This is a genomic window from Chryseobacterium sp. GM_Chr_2, assembly GCF_026540445.1.
In the GTDB taxonomy this organism is placed as follows: domain Bacteria; phylum Bacteroidota; class Bacteroidia; order Flavobacteriales; family Weeksellaceae; genus Chryseobacterium.
In genome coordinates this window covers 183,400-203,302 of the sequence record NZ_JALNUD010000001.1, presented here as the reverse complement: position 1 = coordinate 203,302, position 19,903 = coordinate 183,400, and the positions used below count along the sequence as shown (strand labels likewise).

At 33.7% G+C, this 19,903-nt stretch carries 20 protein-coding genes and 1 other RNA gene; 5 read left to right on the top strand and 16 right to left on the bottom strand.

Annotation, left to right across the window (positions count from 1 at the left end; all coding sequences use genetic code 11):
* Positions 1–90: 90 nt before the first annotated feature.
* The 7 genes from rpoN to OXQ85_RS00970 form a co-directional block, all read right to left on the bottom strand.
* The gene (rpoN, locus tag OXQ85_RS00995) at positions 91–1,554 is read right to left on the bottom strand and encodes an RNA polymerase factor sigma-54 (RefSeq protein WP_267401795.1); all 1,464 of its coding nucleotides are present in this window, start codon (positions 1,552–1,554) and stop codon (positions 91–93) included.
* A gap of 157 nt (positions 1,555–1,711) precedes the next feature.
* The gene (locus OXQ85_RS20660; protein ID WP_346659701.1) at positions 1,712–1,939 is read right to left on the bottom strand and encodes a type II toxin-antitoxin system RelE/ParE family toxin; all 228 of its coding nucleotides are present in this window, start codon (positions 1,937–1,939) and stop codon (positions 1,712–1,714) included.
* A 52-nt stretch (positions 1,940–1,991) separates the two neighbouring features.
* Complete coding sequence (locus OXQ85_RS00990; protein ID WP_267401793.1) at positions 1,992–2,207, bottom strand: DUF2683 family protein; 216 nt, start codon at positions 2,205–2,207, stop codon at positions 1,992–1,994.
* An 81-nt stretch (positions 2,208–2,288) separates the two neighbouring features.
* Positions 2,289–3,737 carry an asparagine--tRNA ligase gene (asnS, locus tag OXQ85_RS00985; RefSeq protein WP_267401792.1) on the bottom strand — a complete coding sequence of 483 codons (1,449 nt, stop codon included), beginning with the start codon at positions 3,735–3,737 and terminating at the stop codon, positions 2,289–2,291.
* Positions 3,738–3,843: 106 nt separating this feature from the next.
* Positions 3,844–4,386, bottom strand: coding sequence for a hypothetical protein (locus tag OXQ85_RS00980; RefSeq protein ID WP_267401791.1), 543 nt, complete (start codon positions 4,384–4,386; stop codon positions 3,844–3,846).
* A gap of 56 nt (positions 4,387–4,442) precedes the next feature.
* Positions 4,443–5,042 (bottom strand): CDP-alcohol phosphatidyltransferase family protein, encoded by a 600-nt coding sequence (locus tag OXQ85_RS00975; RefSeq protein WP_267401790.1) that lies wholly within the window; start codon positions 5,040–5,042, stop codon positions 4,443–4,445.
* Positions 5,043–5,069: 27 nt separating this feature from the next.
* Positions 5,070–5,636, bottom strand: coding sequence for a hypothetical protein (locus OXQ85_RS00970; protein ID WP_267401789.1), 567 nt, complete (start codon positions 5,634–5,636; stop codon positions 5,070–5,072).
* Between the two features lie 89 nt (positions 5,637–5,725).
* Here OXQ85_RS00970 and OXQ85_RS00965 point away from each other — a divergent pair, with 89 nt between their 5' ends.
* The 3 genes from OXQ85_RS00965 (at position 5,726) to OXQ85_RS00955 (ending at position 9,243) form a co-directional block, all read left to right on the top strand.
* A complete protein-coding gene (locus OXQ85_RS00965) occupies positions 5,726–6,670 on the top strand; it encodes an XRE family transcriptional regulator (protein ID WP_267401788.1) in 945 nt (314 codons plus the stop codon).
* A 1-nt stretch (position 6,671) separates the two neighbouring features.
* A complete protein-coding gene (locus OXQ85_RS00960; protein ID WP_267401787.1) occupies positions 6,672–7,472 on the top strand; it encodes an AraC family transcriptional regulator in 801 nt (266 codons plus the stop codon).
* Positions 7,473–7,599: 127 nt separating this feature from the next.
* The gene (locus tag OXQ85_RS00955; RefSeq protein ID WP_267401786.1) at positions 7,600–9,243 is read left to right on the top strand and encodes a serine hydrolase; all 1,644 of its coding nucleotides are present in this window, start codon (positions 7,600–7,602) and stop codon (positions 9,241–9,243) included.
* 77 nt (positions 9,244–9,320) lie between these two features.
* On the opposite strand, the gene rimM is transcribed toward OXQ85_RS00955, so the two are convergent.
* The 7 genes from rimM to OXQ85_RS00920 form a co-directional block, all read right to left on the bottom strand.
* Positions 9,321–9,863: a ribosome maturation factor RimM gene (rimM, locus tag OXQ85_RS00950; RefSeq protein ID WP_267401785.1), complete on the bottom strand. Its 543-nt coding sequence runs from the start codon at positions 9,861–9,863 to the stop codon at positions 9,321–9,323.
* Positions 9,864–9,874: 11 nt separating this feature from the next.
* Complete coding sequence (locus OXQ85_RS00945; RefSeq protein ID WP_267401784.1) at positions 9,875–10,432, bottom strand: 30S ribosomal protein S16; 558 nt, start codon at positions 10,430–10,432, stop codon at positions 9,875–9,877.
* A gap of 201 nt (positions 10,433–10,633) precedes the next feature.
* Positions 10,634–11,146: a nitroreductase gene (locus tag OXQ85_RS00940; RefSeq protein ID WP_267401782.1), complete on the bottom strand. Its 513-nt coding sequence runs from the start codon at positions 11,144–11,146 to the stop codon at positions 10,634–10,636.
* A 234-nt stretch (positions 11,147–11,380) separates the two neighbouring features.
* Positions 11,381–13,003 (bottom strand): AMP-binding protein, encoded by a 1,623-nt coding sequence (locus OXQ85_RS00935; protein WP_267401780.1) that lies wholly within the window; start codon positions 13,001–13,003, stop codon positions 11,381–11,383.
* A 59-nt stretch (positions 13,004–13,062) separates the two neighbouring features.
* Positions 13,063–13,737: a beta-carotene 15,15'-monooxygenase gene (locus OXQ85_RS00930; protein ID WP_267401778.1), complete on the bottom strand. Its 675-nt coding sequence runs from the start codon at positions 13,735–13,737 to the stop codon at positions 13,063–13,065.
* The gene (locus OXQ85_RS00925; RefSeq protein WP_267402390.1) at positions 13,730–14,221 is read right to left on the bottom strand and encodes a sigma-70 family RNA polymerase sigma factor; all 492 of its coding nucleotides are present in this window, start codon (positions 14,219–14,221) and stop codon (positions 13,730–13,732) included. The genes OXQ85_RS00930 and OXQ85_RS00925 overlap by 8 nt, the downstream gene beginning before the upstream one ends.
* 323 nt (positions 14,222–14,544) lie before the next feature.
* The gene (locus OXQ85_RS00920) at positions 14,545–14,907 is read right to left on the bottom strand and encodes a helix-turn-helix transcriptional regulator (protein ID WP_267401776.1); all 363 of its coding nucleotides are present in this window, start codon (positions 14,905–14,907) and stop codon (positions 14,545–14,547) included.
* Between the two features lie 287 nt (positions 14,908–15,194).
* On the opposite strand from OXQ85_RS00920, the gene rnpB reads away from it, so the two are divergent.
* Positions 15,195–15,518, top strand: an RNA gene (gene rnpB / locus OXQ85_RS00915) — RNase P RNA component class A.
* 66 nt (positions 15,519–15,584) lie between these two features.
* Here the strand turns inward: rnpB and OXQ85_RS00910 are convergent.
* The gene (locus tag OXQ85_RS00910; RefSeq protein WP_267401774.1) at positions 15,585–16,454 is read right to left on the bottom strand and encodes a PPK2 family polyphosphate kinase; all 870 of its coding nucleotides are present in this window, start codon (positions 16,452–16,454) and stop codon (positions 15,585–15,587) included.
* A 207-nt stretch (positions 16,455–16,661) separates the two neighbouring features.
* Entirely contained in the window at positions 16,662–17,123 is a 462-nt protein-coding gene (locus OXQ85_RS00905) for a DUF1573 domain-containing protein (protein WP_267401772.1), read from the bottom strand.
* A gap of 128 nt (positions 17,124–17,251) precedes the next feature.
* On the opposite strand from OXQ85_RS00905, the gene OXQ85_RS00900 reads away from it, so the two are divergent.
* A complete protein-coding gene (locus tag OXQ85_RS00900) occupies positions 17,252–19,867 on the top strand; it encodes a valine--tRNA ligase (protein WP_267401770.1) in 2,616 nt (871 codons plus the stop codon).
* The last annotated feature ends 36 nt before the right edge of the window (positions 19,868–19,903 follow it).

The window sequence follows — 19,903 nt, the reverse complement described above, 5'->3', positions numbered from 1 at the left end:
CTTACATACTTCGTGGGATAGTGTCTAATAGACATTCCTCAACTTACAAACAATAAAAAAGCAGTTCAATTTGAAATGCTTTTCTGCATTTTATAATTCTTTTCTTAATCTCGCCACCGGAATATTTAATTGCTCACGATATTTAGCAATCGTTCTTCTTGCAATATTGTATCCCTGTTCTTTTAAAATCACTACAAGAGCATCGTCGGTAAGAGGTTTTCTCTTATTTTCTTTGCTGATAACTTCTTGCAGGTGAGTCTTAATTTCCTTGGTTGAAACTTCCTCTCCGTCGTCATTCGTCAAACTATCTGAGAATAGATCTTTCAGATAAACAATTCCATTAGGGGTGTCGGCATATTTACTTTTCACAACCCGAGAAATCGTCGAAATATCAAAACCTGTAATATCCGCAACATCTTTCAGAATCATTGGTTTCAAAGATTTTTCGTCACCTGTGATGAAATATTGTTTCTGAAATTTTACAATTGCCGTAATTGTCTGCAATAAAGTGTTCTGACGTTGATTGATGGCATCAATATACCATTTTGCCGCATCCAGTTTTTGCTTAATAAATAAGGCAGCCTGTTTGTGCTCAGAAGAGTTTTTATCGTGAGAATAAGTCGTTAAAATATCCTTGTATTCTTCAGAAACTCTTAAAGTTGGAGCATTTTTGCTATTTAACATAGGAATTACTTGCCCATCTTTCACCTGAATGACAAAATCCGGAATAATTTCCTGATTAATGGTAATCGTCTGTGTATCAAAATTCCCACCAACTTTTGGAGAAAGCTTTGAAATTTCATCTAAAGCATCTTTAAGATCTTCTTCTTCAATATCATATTTCTGAATAATCTTATTGTAATGCTTATTGGTAAGCGCATCAAATTGATGTCTTAAAATATTCGCAGCCAAAGAAACTGCTTTATCAGAACTTACCTTCTTTTCGATCTGTAAAAGAAGACACTCCTGCAAACCTCTTGCTCCCACTCCTGGCGGATCCAGCTTTTGGACGTAATTTTCAAGAATATCATCCACTTTTTCTTTTGTGGTATAAATTCCTTGGGAGAATGCCAAATCGTCTACGATAGACTTGATTTCTCTTCTCAAATATCCGTCTGTATCAAGGTTTCCGATAATATATTCAGCGATTTTTACATCTTCGGAATTAATATTTACCAAATGAATTTGCTCCATCAGATAATCATACAATGACTGCCCTTCAGTTAAAAGGCTTTCATTATCGAATTCCTCATCATCCGGAGAATAGTTACTGGAGGCTGTTTTATAGCTTGGTTCGTCGTCGTAAAGATATTGGTCTACATCAAAATCAGTTTCAATGCTTTCTGTACCTTCACTTTCATACGAATCTTCCAATGAAGAATATTCATCATCCTTAGATTCTTCTTTTGCTATCTCTAAAGCAGGATTTTCTTCCAGCTCTCTCTCCAGTTCTTCTTCAAACTCCAACGTATGAAGCTGAATCAACTTCATCAGCTGAATTTGCTGGGGAGCTAATTTCTGTCCTAACTTAAGTTGTAAATGTTGTTTTAGCATATTACTATTTTGTGTTTTAACATAACATATTCTACGAATTTAGTCATTTTTTTGATATAAAATAATTTTTAGCACGATTTTTGCTATACTTATAGTATAATAAACTATTTAAATAAACAAAAAAAGCCTTTAATTGATTTTTAAAGGCTTTTTTGTACTATAAATTTAAGTTCTCAGGATTTCTTCGATTATCCCAAAATGCAAGAACTTCAATAGCTTTATCATTAATTCTATAATAAAGTGAAAAATTTTTATCAATCAAGACAAACTTTACTCCTTCTATTTCTGATTGCGAACCAATGTAAGGATTTTGGGAAAGTAATCTCTCTTTTTTCTCTAATTCAATTCTTAACTTTCTTGAATACTTTTCAGAAGAATTATGAATATTCCAGTATTTTAAAGTGTCAGCAAAAGAATGTAATGCTTTTTAGCCCATTTTACTTGAAACATTGATCCAGAATTTTCTTAGCTTCCTCATTTGTTACAAAATCACCATTATCGGCTTGAGCAATTCCTTCTTTCAGCTGCCTTCTCTGCCATTCGGTCAGTTCTTCCTCTTTATTGATTTCAAAATTAATTTTTAACTCTTTCAAAGGAGCTTTTAATAAATTAATCTGATTTTCGTTTTCCGTATGTATTGTAATGGTACTCATTTGCATAATTTTAGGTAAAGTTAATAAAAAAAATCCTTCCCAATTGAATGAGAAGGATTTGTATAATATACTTAAAGTTTTTTAAAACTCTGCGTTTTTCGGAGTTCTTGGGAAAGGAATCACGTCTCTGATGTTCGTCATACCCGTTACGAAAAGAACTAATCTTTCCAATCCTAAACCAAACCCTGCATGCGGCACAGAACCGAATTTTCTGGTATCTAAATACCACCAAAGTTCGTGTTCATCAACATGCATATCTTCCATTTTCTGTTTTAGAACATCCAATCTTGCTTCTCTTTCAGAACCACCGATAATTTCACCGATTCCAGGGAAAAGTACATCCATTGCAGCAACAGTTTTGTTGTCGTCGTTCAGTTTCATGTAGAATGCTTTGATTTCTTTTGGATAATCAAATAAAACTACCGGACTTTCGAAATGTTTTTCAACCAGATATCTTTCGTGTTCAGACTGAAGATCGGTTCCCCAATTTTCAACCGGATACTGGAATTTCCCTTTTTTATTCTCTTTAGAGTTCAATAAAATCTCAATCGCTTCTGTATAAGAAACTCTCATGAAACGTTTAGCAACAACATTTTTCAGCTTTTCAATCAAACCTTCTTTAGCTCTGTCTTTTTCAGGCTTCGATTTTTGCTCTTCTTCAAAACGTTTGTCTAAAAATTCCAAATCATCTTTACAGTTATCCAAAACATATTGAATCACATATTTTAAGAAATCTTCCGCAAGGTCGATATTATCTTCCAAATTGTTAAAAGCAACTTCCGGCTCAATCATCCAGAATTCCGCCAAGTGACGTGTTGTGTTAGAGTTTTCTGCACGGAAAGTAGGTCCGAAAGTATAAATTCTTCCCAATCCCATTGCTGCAGTTTCTCCTTCCAACTGTCCGGAAACCGTTAAGTTGGTCTTTTTACCGAAGAAATCCTGAGCAAAATCAATCTCACCGTCTTCTCCTCTCGGAATATTGTTTAAATCGAAGTTCGTTACTCCAAACATTTCTCCAGCTCCTTCCGCATCTGCTCCCGTGATGACAGGTGTGTTGATGTAAAAAAACTGGTTTTGGTTGAAGAAAGAATGCACCGCAAAACTCACTGCATGACGCACTCTGAAAACTGCTCCAAATAAATTGGTTCTGAATCTTAAATGCGCTTGATCTCTCAATGTTTCCAAAGAGTGTTTTTTAGGCTGAAGAATCGTTTTATCTCGATCTTCTGTAAAATTATCTCCTAAAACTGTAATTTTTTTAGCTACGATTTCAACGGCTTGTCCGGCTCCTTGGCTTTCTACAACTTCACCCACAATCTTCAAAGAAGACGCTGTGCTGATTTTATTAATAATCTCTTCGTCGAAATTTTCGAAATCAACAACTATTTGCAAATTATTAATCGTAGAACCATCATTAAGCGCTATGAAGCGATTTGCACGGAACGTTCTTACCCAACCGTAAACCGTAATGTCATGATGTAATACTTTCTTGTAATCCTGTAGGATTTCCTTAATGGTCTGCTTTTTCATTTGTTGATTAAAATTTTCTATAAAAATTAATGAGTGCAAAGTTACAAAAAAACAGCGCAACTTGATTATGGCGCTGTCTTTTAATATGATTTAATATAAATAATAATTATTCCAAACAATCTGGTATACTATTATTATTTACATCAGAATTACAATTCGATGAATAATCTTCACTTACACAATTATTAATATTAAAATCCAAGAAAGGTCTATCAAATTCACTAGATACATCTGTAGCTATATTATTTTTAAAAACATGCTGAGCCTGTATTGAGATGTCACCTACTTTGGTTTGATCATTAACAAATATACCAATAGCAGGAGAAACATTTTGATTTGCCGGAATAATTCTCACGGGTAAAATTATTGTTGCATCCCCTCTTTTCGCTATCGAATAAACATGCCTATCGTATGGCACAACATCTGTAGCAGTAGCATAATACTTGTATCTGGAACCATTTACACAATTTTCGTAAGGAAAAACAACTGCATAAACTATTGGTAATTCTTCGGAGGTTGATTTGCTTAAAGTTTTACTTTTTTTAGATAATGCAGATTGATTTTCAGATTGCATTTCATCACTGCTTCCACTACAGCTTAAAAGAAATAATAAAACTGCGAAATAGTTTAAAATTTGAATTCTCTTCATGATTAAATATTTTTTAAATTTAGATAGAGCTAATATATCACAAATAACAGATTTAATCAATTAAAAAATAAATTTTTCTTACGCTGTTTTCCCCTCCTGATTTTCCACGCATGATAAGAACTTGGGACATCATATTGCCATTTCGGAAGAATCAGAATAATTAAAATAACATCAATATGAGCGATCAATCCTAATACAATGGTGAGATAAAAAGCCCAATTTGTCTGTTGAAATCCAATTAAATAGGTAAAAGTAATCAGCAAACTCAATCCCCACATTTTTGATAAAAAGGCATGTGTAGAGGTTTCCTTACCGAATTTCCATATGCTTATAATGTAGCAAAGAGCTTCCATAACGAAGATTAAAACAATTCCTGGCCATTCGTTTTTAATTAATTCCGGGTTTAAAAAGTAAGCGGCAAATCCCAATGAAAGCCAAAATATCAAATCGGTTTGGCTATCTAATCTTCTTAATTTTTCAGAAGAAGCGCCGACTTTTCGGGCGATAATTCCATCAAAAATATCTGTTAATAGTCCGAAATACATTAATCCTAAAATTAAAAATCGGGATTCTTCCCCTTTAAAATAAGCTAATGATAAAATAATCGGAGCCAAGATAAATCGTGTGGCGATTAATATATAAGGTATTGTTTTCATGGTTTTATATTTTTTTGGGAATAATCATTATTGAATTCTTTTATACTTTTCAACATAATTAATAGTATAACCTGCCCACATTATAAACAAAGCCGCACCACTGTTATCATAATAATCCTGGATCAAAAGATTTTTCTGATCTGTAAGACCAATTCTGCTTTGGAAGCTTTGACATCCACCCAATAAAAAAGGAATTCCGTGGCATTTTGAGGTGTAATTGCTTAGTGTAAGCAATCCGTTTTTAAGCGTTCCATTATATGTAAAGGAATATTTTACGGAGTCATTCTTCAATAGTTTAAACTCTAATTCATACTTTTTCTTTTTATTTAATGCTTTTGACTTGATTACAACTTTATCGCAATCAACAATTTTAGAATTTTTCAGATCCATCATTCCTGCAAAATCTCTCGTTTTATCAGATCTTTGATTTCCTGCATTAATATGCTCATATCCTTTAAATTCATATTCTCCATCAATCAACGAAACACCTTCTTTGGTAATTATTGATAAATCATTTTTAATCATTTTCCTGCTGAAAGTAGCACACGAATTAAGCATTAAAACAAATATTGAAAACATAACATACTTTTTCATAGTTCATTATTTTAAAATTACACTTCAAAATTATTTGCGAAAAGCACAAATCCGAATGCGAAAAAAAATTAAAATAAATGTTTAAATTTGTGAAAATCACAAAAACAATGCAGCAGGAACATTTGCTTAAAAAAATTCGAAAAAAAATTGGTAACAAATCGCTGAATGACGAGATTGCGAATATTCTCAATATAAGCTATGATGCGGCACACAGAAGAACTTCCCTGAAAGCAAAATTCAGTTTTGAAGAAGCTTTGGAACTGGCAACATATTATCAGATTTCTTTGGATCAGTTGATGACTTCAGATCATCAGATTTTAGTCAGAAAAACGTCTGCGGTAACCCAGACAGAAGATTTGCAGTCTTTTTTCCAGAATAATCTCAGTGTTTTTGAAAACCTTCCGCTTTCTGATGAAATGACCATTTATTATTCCGCGAAAGATATTCCGTTTTTTTATACACTTTCGGATACTTTACTTTCTCGTTTTAAAATTTATGTCTGGATGAATTTATTGAATGCTAAACAGGTTTTTGTTCCTTTTCTAGAATTTTCGCCACCTCAATTAGAAACCGATACTCAAAAATTAAGAAAAACATACGAAGCTCAAAATGTGGTTGAATTATGGAACGACATGACTGTTTCAAGCATTCTGCAGCAAATTTTATTTTATTATGAAACAGGACTTTTAAAGAAAAATGAAGCTGAAATTATTTTAAGTGAATTGAAAGATTTAATAGAATATATTGAGCAAAAGACAGAAAATAATCCGAAGTTTCATTTGTATGAAAATGAATTGATGCACCTTTCCAACGACATCTTTTTTCATCATCCGCAACAGTCGCTTTTTGCATTGCCTACAAATATGTTTGGTTATATTTTAATTAATGATGCTAAAACTTGCCTTGAAACCTTGAATTATTTTGAGCATCAAATCAAAAATTCAAAATCACTAAACACCTCCGGAAATCGAGACAGAAAAATATTTTTCAATAAAATGTATCAGCAAATAGAAAATTTAAATCAAAAACTTTAATATGAAAAATCTTCGTAATGGTGAATTTTTCGGACAAACCAACGAAATCCTCAATTTCGATGGATTAACTATTACGGATACAGAATATACGCATGATTTTGTGGATTGGCATTATCATGAAAACCCATATTTCACCTTTCTATTACAGGGAAATATGAAGGAAGGGAATAAAAAGGAAATCTACGATTGTTCGGCGGGAACGCTACTTTATCATCATTGGGAAGATGCGCATTACAATATAAAACCTGACATTTTTACACGAGGTTTTCACATTAATATTACAGAAGAATGGTTTGAAAAATTTCAACTTTCAAAAAATCAGGTTGAAGGAAGTTTTAATATTAAAAATCCTGCAGTCAAATTATTAATGTATAAGATTTTTAAGGAAACAAAACTGAATAATAATTCTTTTAATCTGTCTGTTCATCAACTTTTACTTCATCTATTTGATCAATTATCCAATCATAAAAAAGATTTAGAAAAGAAACCGATTTGGGTAAAGCAAATTGATGAAATTCTTCATGAAAGTTTCGCAGAAAAGTTGAGTTTACATGAACTTTCTAAGACTTTGAATATTCATCCTATTCATTTAAGCAGGGATTTTCAGAAATATTTTCATTGTAATTTGGGAGAATATTTGAGAAAGTTAAAATTAGAAAAATCGTTGAAAGTTTTAAATGATTTTGAATCTTTATCGGAAGTTGCTTTGGATTGTGGATTTTCAGATCAAAGTCATTTTATTCGTTGTTTTAAGGAAAATATGGGGATTACACCTTTGAAATATCGGCAGATTTTGAAATAACTTTCATCCATAATTTTAAAATAGCAACTTTGTTAGCAACAACTATAATACAAAGAAAGTTCAAATGTTAATTTCATTCTATTTTTTCTAAAAACTGATTTATATTTTTGTTGAGATAAAATTTGCCATGAAAAACATCTTCTTATTTGTTCTGATTCTTGCTTCCAGTTTGTCTTTTGGACAAATTCAAAATATTGTTGAGCCTGAGAAAATCGAAAATCAGTTTCAGAAAAATCATTTGAATACGATTGTTTTTTCAGACAAAGTTGTTTCTTTTGAAAATATGAAGGAAACTGATTTTCTAAAATCAATAACATTTCAGGAAGATAAAGACTTTGATGTTCGGATTTTTATGGATAATTCTCTGGTTAATTATTTACATCAGCTTGATCCTTCTTTATCTGTTGAAGAATCGTTAAAAAAAGGAAATTATCAATTCAATTTCTTTGTTGACGAAAAATTAATTTATTCAGAAAACTTAAATCCAGGAGCAGGAACTACGGATCAGAAAAAATTTAAAACAAGTTTCAGAATTCCTTTTCTCAGTTCAAAAAATGAAGATTCTTGGGGAAAATATCTGTGGATGAGATTCTACTTTGCCAATGGCGGAATTGATGCGTTGGAAACAGGAAATCATTTATTAAAAATTGAAATTAAACCGTATTTAAAAACTTCAACCTTGAAAGTTGGAAAAACAATCGCGCAAGGAGAAATTCAATTAAATATTCCGAAAAAGAATGTTTCCGAAGACCAGGTTGCTATTCAGAAAATAAAACCAAACAATGGCTGGAAAGTTTCTGAAGACAAATTCAATCAGGAAAAAATCAGACTTTTAAATCAAAAAATAGCAGAAAATAGGTTTCGTGATATTACAGGAATTGTTGTGATTAAAAATGAAAAACTGTTATTGGAAGAATATTTTAACGGCTATAAAAGAGATAGCTTGAATGATACACGTTCTGTTGGAAAATCTTTTGCATCCGCATTCATGGGAATCGCCATAAAAGATGGATATATTAAAAGTGAAAATCAAAGTCTGAAAGATTTTTATGATGTAAAGAAATTCAAGAATTATTCTTCTAAAAAAGACAGCGTAACCATTAAAAGTTTATTGACGATGAGTTCTGCCTTTAATGGAAATGATGAAGATTATGAATCTCCCGGAAACGAAGAAAATATGTACCCAACCGACAATTGGATCAAATTTACTTTAGATCTACCCATGACAGAAAATAAAATGGGAAAAAAGTGGAATTATTTCACCGCCGGAGTGGTTTTGACAGGTGATATTTTAGATAAATCTGTTCCGACCGGATTGAAAGATTATGCAGATAAAAAACTATTTCAACCTCTTGGAATAAAGAATTACCAATGGCAATTTACCCCTCAGGAAAAACCATCTTTGGCAGGAGGATTAAGAATGAAAGCATTGGATTTCGCAAAATTCGGACAACTTTACAAAAACAATGGAACTTGGGATGGAAATCAAATTTTAGATAAAAACTGGATCAAAAAATCATTTACCAATTATTTTGCTGATAACAAAGACTTTGAAGGTTACGGATATTTATTCTGGAGAAAAGTGTATAAAGTCGGAAACAAAGAATTTGAATCTTATCAATCCAGCGGAAACGGTGGAAATAAGATCATTATTTTCAAAGAAATTCCTTTAGTGATCGTCATTACGGCAAAAGCATATAATAAGCCTTATGCACATTCTCAGGTTGATAAAATAGTACAGGAATATTTATTACCCGCGGTTTATGAATAATAAGTAATGAGCAATTAAAAATTGTGAATAAGTAAATGGTCAAAAGTGAATTTTTCTTCTAACCTTTTTAAAGAAAATTATTCGTCTTTCTTAGAAGGAACTAGAAAAACATCAATAAGACCTTCAGGAAGTTGCATTTTGATCGTTCTTTCTTCACGATCCACTTCAATAATCCAGTCTTTGATCATAGGAATTACCACTTCTTTTCCATCTAAATTTGTAATGAAATAAACTTGCGCCGTCTGATCATTTACCGATCGGATGACACCACAGTTGTTATCATTTTCATCCAAAATTTCAAATCCGATAATTTCGTGGTAATAAAATTGTTTGCCTGTTAGTTTTGGAAGAGAAGTCAATGGTAAATACACATTTTTACCCAAAGACTGATCTACTAATGCTTCCGAAGAATTTTTAAAGGCAATATTCAGAGCGTCTAATTTGCTCCAGGCTGATTTAGCAATAAAAAAAGGAACCAATAATCCGTTGATTTCAACGAATATTGATTCCAGTTTATTGTAAAGCTCGGGTTGATCGGTATCCAATTTAAGGATAACATTTCCCGCAAGTCCATGTCTGCGTGTGATTTTTCCTAATAAATAGCAATCTTCTTTACGCATACAGGTTTGTCTTAAGCTTCAGTGTTTTCTTCTGTAGATTCAGCAGCAGCTTCTCCTTCTGTAGTAGCTTCTTCAGCAGGTGCATTAGCAGCCTCTTCAGCAGCTTTAGCATCAGCGATAGCCTGTGCAGCAGCAGCAACTCTAGCTTCGTTTACTTTAGCTTCAGCTTCCAAAGCAGCTTTCTTAGCATCAGACTTAGCAGTAGCCAAACCTTCTACTTTGCCTTGTACTTTAGCATCTTTAGCTTCTACCCAAGCAGCAAATCTTTTTTCAGCTTCAGCCTCATCAAAAGCTCCTTTAGCAACACCACCTTGTAAGTGTTTTTTGTAAAGTGCACCTTTGTAAGAAAGAATAGCTCTTGCAGTATCAGTTGGCTGAGCTCCGTTGTTTAACCACTTTACAGCAGAATCAACGTTTAAGTCGATCGTTGCAGGGTTAGTGATTGGGTTGTAAGTTCCTAGTTTCTCGATGAATCTACCATCTCTTCTAGATCTAGAATCTGCAACTACGATGTGGAAAAAAGGTCTCCCTTTAGATCCGTGTCTTTGTAATCTGATTTTTACTGACATAATGTTGTGAATTTTATGGGAACTCGTCCCAGTTAAATATTTAAGAGTGCAAAGATAGTAAAAAAGTTGGAAGTAAAAAGCCCTCTGCAAAAAGTTTTATCAATTCAAATAATTTTTCAGGAGCCAGGAACCTGCTCTCGCTACTCGCTTTTTTCTTTTGCAAAGAAAAAGAGCTCAAACAGGCCGCTTGATCAGGGCTATTTAAGAAAGGTTACCCAAATAAAATAGTCCCAAACATTTCTGGTTTTCTTCAATCGTTAAAGATTCTTTCAAATGATCTACAATCTTCGGAGAACTCCAGTAGCAACCGATTTCGTTGGCTGTACAAGTCAAATACATATTCTGAACCGCCATAGAAACAGCAGCAATTTCTTCCCATTCAGGAACCATTCCGCTGAAATTAACAACGATAGAAACCACAGCATCTGCTTTATTGATCTTAAAACCGATGTCGTTGTATTTTTTCTCTAAAAAAAGTTGTTCGGGTTGAGAGGCTTTGTAGATTTCCTGCATTTCTGAAGCCAGTTTTGCCTTCTCTTCACCTTTGAATATTTTAAAACGCCAAGGTTTTGTACGTTTATGATTGGGAGCAAATGTCGCCGAATTTAAAATTTCATCAAGAATTTCCTGAGAAATTTCTGTTTCTGCATAATCTTTTGGAAAGATACTTTTTCTTTGCTCTATGATCTCTTTTAAAGTTTCTGCTTTGTTCATAAAGACAAAATTACGATATGAAATTCAATCTTTATAACTATTCTAAATTAAATTTTAAATGATTTTAAATCATTAATTTCAATTTAACTTAAAACTTGTTTGTTATTTTGGTGAAGGAAGAATCTCTATTCATAAAGTACATTCTTTAGAGAACTTTATTTTATTCGGAATGGCAAGTCGTATTTTGCTAAGCTTTGTCAAAATTTTAAACTTTGACAAAGCTTAATAAACACTTTAAATCTTAACTTTATCCAACCCTAATTCTTTTACCGACACTTCACGCATTTCTACTTTTCGTACTTTTCCGGAGATCGTCATTGGGAATTCATCCACAAATTTCCAGTATTTAGGGACTTTATAATGGGCAATTTGTCCTTTGCAATATTCCAAAAGCTCTTCTTCATTGATGGTAAATCCTTTTCTCACTTTTACCCACGCCATGACTTCTTCCCCGAATTTTTCACTCGGAACTCCGATGATCTGAACATCCAAAATATTAGGATAAGTATATAAAAAATCTTCAATTTCTTTTGGCGAAATATTTTCACCTCCGCGGATAATCAAATCTTTTATTCTTCCGGAAATCGTGATATAACCTTCTTCGTCCATCACTGCCATATCTCCGGTGTGCATCCAACGTGCGTCGTCGAGAACTTTTTTTGTATTTTCAGGGTCGTTCCAGTATTTCAGCATCACCGAATATCCTCGTGTGCACAATTCGCCATGTTCACCGCGTTCTACAATTTTTCCGTTTTCATTAATAATTTTTATTTCTAAATGATTTTGAACGGTTCCCACTGTATTTACCTGCTTTTCAAATGGTGTCCCAATCATCGTTTGTGTGGAAACGGGAGAGGTTTCCGTCATTCCGTAGCAGATGCTCATTTCTTTAATATTCATTAAATTTTCCACCTTTTTCATGATTTCTGGCGGACAAACAGAGCCTGCCATAACACCTGTTCTTAAACTTGAAAAATCAAAAGTATCAAAATCTTTAACCGCCAACTCAGCGATAAACATCGTCGGAACTCCATATAAAGATGTACATTTTTCATCGGAAACTACTTTTAAGGTAATATCAGGATCAAAGCTGTCATTTGGAATCACCATACAGGCACCGTGCGTTGTACAGCAGATATTTCCGATTACCATTCCGAAGCAATGATAAAAAGGAACGGGAATACAAACTCTGTCTTTTTCGGTATATTTTAGTCTTACCCCGATAAAATAGCCGTTGTTTAGAATATTATGATGAGAAAGCGTAACACCTTTAGGAAAGCCTGTTGTGCCAGATGTATACTGAATATTTACAGGATCATCAAACTGAACGTGCTCTTCAAAACTGTGTAAAATATCATCGGAAATTTCTTGCCCGTTGTTTAAAAATTCTTCCCAATTGTGATCAAAGAAAATTTCAGATTTTAACGTCGTGCAAAATTCTCTTGCATCAGCAATCATTTTCTTATAATCGCTGGATTTGAAAGTTAACGATGAAAAAATATGAGACATTTCCGACTGATTGATCACAAAAATCAATTCGCTGGTTCTGTATGCCGGGTTGATATTGACTAAAATAACACCGATTCTTGCAGTAGCATATTGTAAAAGAACCCACTCGTAACGATTGGCAGCCCATATTCCCACACGATCGCCGGCTTTTACTCCTGAATAAATCAGCGCTTTTGCAACGGCAGTCGTTTGATTATAAAATTCCTGATAGGTGGCTCTATAATTTTGATGAACAGATATTAATGCTTCCTGATTGGGATATTTTTCAACAGTATTTTTTAAGTTGCCTCCGATGGTTTGCCCTAATAAAGGGATATCTGAAGCCCCATAAACATAAGATAAAGGCATAGTGAAAGATTTAGTTAAATAAAATTAACGATTAAATCTTAAAACTATTACGTTTTCCGTTAAATTTCCTGAGAATCGATATCTTTTAGCTGTTTTAAATTTCTATCGAGCTTTCGGATGATAATTCCGTAAACCAGTCTGTAATACAACCAAATTAATGATACGCAAAGAATTGTACTGATAATAATTCCTATAATTACGATGATAACATCCGAATTATTAGGCTGTATATTTTGTGTATTTAATGCATAGAAAATGAAGGTTGTAAAGATCAGCGTAAAGACCAAAAGTAGAACAATACTGATTAAAATAAATGCATTAACGGTTTTCTTAAACTTAATGATTCTAGTGATAAGACCTTTAAGATTCTCTTCAATTTTAATCTTACGATAATTTTGGTAAAATTTTAAAACAAAATAAGCAGTGATTAAAAGCCCCAGAATTTTTATACCTAAATAGGCGTGATCGAAATTATTTTCAACATCTCCAGTATTCTGAACGCCTAATCTTTCCAGAATTTTCTTAAAGCTGTTCGATTCTTCACCCTGGAAAAAATAAAAAATTCCCAACACAGAAAAAAATAAGAACTCCGCAACACTGATCCAGAAAATATATTTCACATAATTACGTGACTTTCTGTTCAGCATCTGAAGTATTTCAGCGTGATCGTATTTCGGTTGAACAGGTTGCTCCTGCCATGTTTTCTTAAAGCTGTCTAAATCAAATTCAGGCATATTTTTCCATCTGTTCTTTAAGGGTTTTCTTTAATCTGTTCATTTTCACACGCGCATTTACTTCGGTAATTCCGAGGTTTTCTGCAATATCCTTGTAAGGCAAATCATCCAAATACATCATTACAATCGCTCTTTCCACATTCGGGAGCGTCTTTATTACTGTATACAAAAGTGATACCTGCTGTTGTTTTTCATCATCATCTTCGATAAAATCAGCATGATTGATGTCTAATTCGTTTGTCGGCAGGCTTTTACTTTTTTTTCTGAAAAGGGTAATGGCTGTATTTAAGGCAACACGGTACATCCACGTAGAAATTTTAGAATTTCCTTTAAATGATTCATAACTTCTCCACAATTGTAAAACAATCTCTTGGAAAAGATCTTCCTCATCCTCCAAAGAATTGGTGTAAAGACGCGAAACCTTAATAATCAGTCCCTGATTATCTTTAATAAGCTGCGCAAATTCTTTTTCCTTTGAAGCCAATGTAGATGTGTAATAAGTTGTACGAAGATAATAATAATAAGTCAATGGTGAATGAGGGAATTGTGAATTATTTTATAGGAAGAAAGCTGTAATAGCTAATGGGATGATGCTTGAAAATATAATGCAGCATTATTTCGGACAGCTTTTCATCATACAATTTATCACAGCGTTTGTCTTCCCGTAGGGATCTAAGCATAGTATTAGGAAAAATACTGGAAAGATTCTAGCCTAGATCCCTACGGGAAGACAAACTGTGTGCAAACTTTATAAATCCTTGTGGCATTTGTGAAGAAATTGGTGGGATTTGTGTTTACAATAACTTTTTACTCCTTTATCCCGAGTGCCTTTTTATAAATTGCAATTTCCTTTTCCAAATCAGCAAGCTGTTGGGTTTTATTTCGCAACTCTTCCACTAATTTAGATTTAGCATTAAAAATAAAATCAGAAGGGTAGTAGTTGGTAAGTTCTGTAAGAAAATCATGATCCAAAGCAATACCTATATTCCAAAGAATTCCGAATTGTATAGAGGGTTGCCTGAAATAGCTGGCCATGGTAGATGGACTTACATTCAGTCGTCTTGCTAAATCGGCCTGCGTGATTTTCTTTTCAAAAAGAAATTTTAAAATCATCTGCCCAATATGCGGATGAGGATTTTTGCTTTTCTCTAAATACTTTCTTGAGACCATAATGTGTGTTTTTACGTTTAAATATAATACTTATATGTTTAAATATTATCATGATATGTTTAAAATATACTTTTCATAGTTTTAAACGTCAAACAATATATTTAAAACTAATTGTTATAAGATTAATACTTATATAGAGTATAATTAAACGTATAGCTATATTATTAAGACTAATAATTAGATGCTTGCGAGTACTTTCAACTATTACAATACATTGGCAATTTACTTTTCGAAGTAAAATTCACAATTCCCCGATTATCTCCCGCAAATTCCTATCTTTGCAGCCACGAGAATTTCGGCTTGTTGATTCTTATTTCGGTAAGGGTAGGAAAGTCCGGACACCATAGAGCATCAAAGCGGATAACATCCGTCACCCGTGAGGGTAGGACAAGTGCAACAGAAAGTATGTACAGTTCGGCTGTAGTGAAACCAGGTAAACTCTTTGTGGTGCAATGATAAGTATATCGGTTCTTTTCAGTAATGAAAATAGGAGTTGCTCGCTCTGAAAGCCGAGGGGTAATCAGCTCAAGTTTTGCAGCAATGTAAGACATAGATAAATAACAGGCACTTCTTCGGAAGCACAAAATCCGGCTTATAGATCTTCTCGTGATTTTGCTAAGATTTTATTTATTGTATAAAAGCGGAGAGGTGGTCTCCGCTTTTTTTATGAATGAAATTTATTCGCTTTCCAGCTGCTTTTTCGCTTCCTGCAATCCAAGTCTGTCTTTTTCTGAAAGCTCAGGGTATTTAAGATCCATTTTTTCTAAGGTTTCAATAATGATTTGAATAGCCGCTAATCTGGCAAACCATTTATTGTCTGCCGGAAGTACGTACCAAGGTGCATCATCTTTTGAAGTTTCGTTGATGGCTGTTTCGTAGCAATCCATATATTTATCGAACAACGCTCTTTCCGGAAGATCTGCTGAAGAAAACTTCCAGTTTTTGTCGTCTTCTTTAATTCTGTCTAGCAACCTTTTCTTTTGTTCGTCTTTTGAAACGTTGAGGAATATTTTAATAATTTTTGTTCCGTTTTGGGCTAAATGTTTCTCAAAATTACGAATGCTTTCATATCGGTTTTCCCAGAATTGATTGTCGAAATCTTTTACCGACTTCCATGTTTTTTCGCTGAGGTTATATTCAGGATGAACTTTGCAAACCAAAACGCTTTCGTAATGCGAACGGTTGAAAATCCCGATCATTCCCTTTTGAGGTAAAGCTAAATAATGTCTCCACAGAAAATCGTGAGAATATTCCTTTGAGCTGGGTGTTTTAAAGCTCGTTACATTACAGCCCTGCGGATTTACGCCACCAAAAACATGTTCGATCATGCTGTCTTTACCAGCTGCATCCATCGCCTGAAGCACAACCAAAAGAGATTGGCTCCCATCGGCATACAATCTTTCCTGAAGCTCACGCAGTTTCTCTTTTTCCTGAATTAATATTTGTATGCCTTCTTCTTTTGTAAGTTTTCCTTCATATTTTGTAGAGGTTTTCTTAATAGAAAATTTTCCTTTTACCTCGAAATCATCTGAAAAATTGGTGTTCATATTTTATTTAATTAAAAGATTAAGATTAAGATTAAGATTAAGATTAAGATTAAGATTAAGATTAAGATTGGTTTAAATAAGATCTAAATTTCAAAGTTGAGCAGTCATCTATCAACCAAAAACAAGCAACCATTAACTAAACTCACCTAAATATAATAAAAAAACCGCCTCAAGCGAGACGGTTCTTTTATTTTTTTTGAGTAGAGCTTACTTTGCAGCAGCTACTTTTTTTGCAGCTTTAGCAGCCTTCTTAGCAGCTTTAGCATCTACCGGAGTTGCAGGTGCAGCAGCAACTTCAGGAGCGTTAGCGTCTACATTTCCTTTGATGTAAATAACTGTTCTGCTGTTTGCAGGGTCATTAGAAAATACTTCAATCATTTTGTTGAAAGGCCCATTGATAGCAGTGTTGTATCCCACTTTGATCTGAGCAGATTTTCCTGGCATGATAGGATCTGTCTTGAATTCAGGAGTCGTACATCCGCAAGATGCTTTTACGTTTGAAAGTACCAAAGGCTTATCACCAGTGTTTGTTACCGTGAAGAATCTTGTACCATCAGAACTTGGCTTTACAGTTCCATAATCGAACGTAGTCTTGTCGAAAGTAATAGTTTGTGCAGATGCCAATGCGAAGGTTCCGAATAATGCAATTCCTGCGATTAATTTTTTCATATTCTTGAATGTTAAATATGTTGTTAGATAAATTTTGAGAAACAAAGTTAAAAATTATTTTAATTCATACTTAAAATTTTTTTTCTTTAGACTATTTTTGCAAATTGTAAATTAAAGTAATAGAATTTATGCAGATTTCAGAAAAGTACAATCCACAGGAAACAGAACAAAAGTGGTACAATTACTGGTTGGAAAACAAATACTTCCATTCAGAGCCCAATGACAAGCCGCCTTACACTGTTGTAATTCCTCCGCCAAACGTTACGGGGATCTTACACATGGGGCATATGCTGAATAATACCATTCAAGATGTTCTGGTCCGTCGTGCAAGAATGCAGGGCTTTAATGCTTGTTGGGTTCCGGGAACAGATCACGCTTCAATTGCTACTGAAGCGAAAGTTGTTGCTAAACTGAAGTCTGAAGGGGTCAATAAATCTGATATTACCCGCGAAGAATTCTTAAAACATGCTTGGGACTGGACCGATAAATACGGAGGAACGATCCTTGAGCAGTTGAAAAAACTAGGTTGTTCTTGCGATTGGGACAGAACCCGTTTCACAATGGAACCAAAACTTTCTCAGCAGGTTATCAAATCTTTTGTTGATTTATACAATAAAGGATTAATTTATCGTGGTTACAGAATGGTAAACTGGGATCCGGAAGCAAAAACAAATATTTCTGACGAAGAAGTAATTTTTAAAGAGCAAAACGGAAAATTATATTTCCTAAAATATAAAATTGAAGGTTCGGAAGAATTCCTTTCAGTTGCTACAACGCGTCCTGAAACGATTTTCGGAGATACTGCCGTTTGTATCAATCCTAATGATGAGCGATATGCTCATTTAAAAGGTAAAAAAGTAATCGTACCAATCGTTGACAGAGTAATTCCTATCATCGAAGACGAATATGTTGATATTGAATTCGGAACAGGCGCATTAAAAATTACGCCGGCTCACGACATCAATGACTACGAAATCGGACAAAAACACAATCTTCAAATGATTGATGCTTTGGATGATGATGGTAATTTAAATGATTACGGTTTACATTATGCCGGAAAAAACAGATTTGACGTAAGAAAGCAAATTGCAAAAGAATTACAAGAAAAAGATCTTTTGTTAAAAGCAGAAGATTATGTAAATAAAGTTGGAACTTCAGAAAGAACAGGCGCCGTTATTGAGCCTAAAGTTTCTGTTCAGTGGTTCTTAAAAATGTCTGAATTGGGAAAACCGGCTTTGGATGTTGTAATGGATGATGAGGTTAAATTTTATCCTGAAAAGTTTAAAAATACCTACAAACACTGGATGGAAAACATCCGCGACTGGAATATTTCTCGTCAGCTTTGGTGGGGACAACAAATTCCTGCTTATTATTACGGAGATGGAGAAAATGATTTTGTAGTTGCAGAGACGATCGAAGAAGCTTTGGTTTTAGCAAAACAAAAAACTAACAACGAGCAACTAACAATTGACAACCTAAAACAAGACGAAGACGCTCTTGATACATGGTTCTCATCTTGGTTGTGGCCAATGTCGGTTTTTGATGGTTTAATCGATCCTGAAAACAAAGACATCAATTATTATTATCCGACTTCAGACTTGGTAACAGGTCCGGATATTATTTTCTTTTGGGTTGCGAGAATGATCATGGCCGGATTAGAATATAGAAAAGAAGTTCCGTTCAAAAATGTTTATTTCACAGGAATTGTAAGAGATAAGCAGCGAAGAAAGATGTCAAAATCTTTAGGAAATTCACCGGATCCTTTGGAACTGATGGATAAATACGGAGCAGATGGAGTTCGTGTAGGAATTTTATTAAGTTCTGCGGCTGGAAATGACCTTCTATTTGATGAAGATTTGATGTTGCAGGGAAGAAACTTTATGACAAAGATCTGGAGTGCTTTCCGTTTGATCAACATGTGGAATCATGAAGATAAGCCTGCGAATACAACCGAAATAGAAACGATTGAATGGTTTGAAAATAAATTAAATAAAACGATTGCTGAAATCAACGATCAGTTTGAAAAATTCAGAATTTCTGATGCTTTACATTTAATTTATAAATTGATTTGGGATGATTTCTGTGGTTCTTATCTTGAAGCAATCAAACCAAATTATGGTGAAGGAATTTCTAAAGAAGTTTATAACAAAACGGTTGCTCTTTTCGAAGAATTAATGAAGCAGGTTCATCCATTCTTACCTTTCCAATCAGAAGAAATCTGGCAATTGATCTCTGAAAGAAAAGCAGATGAAGCTTTGGTGATTGCTCAACAGAAAAAAGCAGAAGCATTTAGCGAAGATATTATTAAAAACTTCGAAACAGCATCTGAAATTATTTCGGGTGTAAGAAATTACCGTCAGACAAAAGGTATTTCGCCAAGAGAAGCTGCTGAAATTTATACCAATGCTTCAGAATTTGCAAACGAATCGGTTATTAAAAAATTAGCCAACGTTTCAGAAATTCATTTTGGAACAAAAACAGATAAGCCAAGCTTTACTTTCTTGGTGGGTGCAACCGAAATTTCAATTCCTTTAAGTGAAAACTTAGATTTAGGAGAAGAAAAAACAAAAACAGAAGAAGAATTAAAATATCTAAAAGGATTCTTGATTTCTGTTGATAAAAAACTTTCTAACGAAAAATTTGTTGCCAACGCAAAACCGGAAGTTGTAGAAGTAGAGCGTAAAAAACAAAAAGATGCTCTTGATAAGATTGCGATCTTAGAAGAGAAGCTGAAAAGTTTATAAAATTAAAGATGGAGGTTAAGGTTGAGTTTCAAGCTC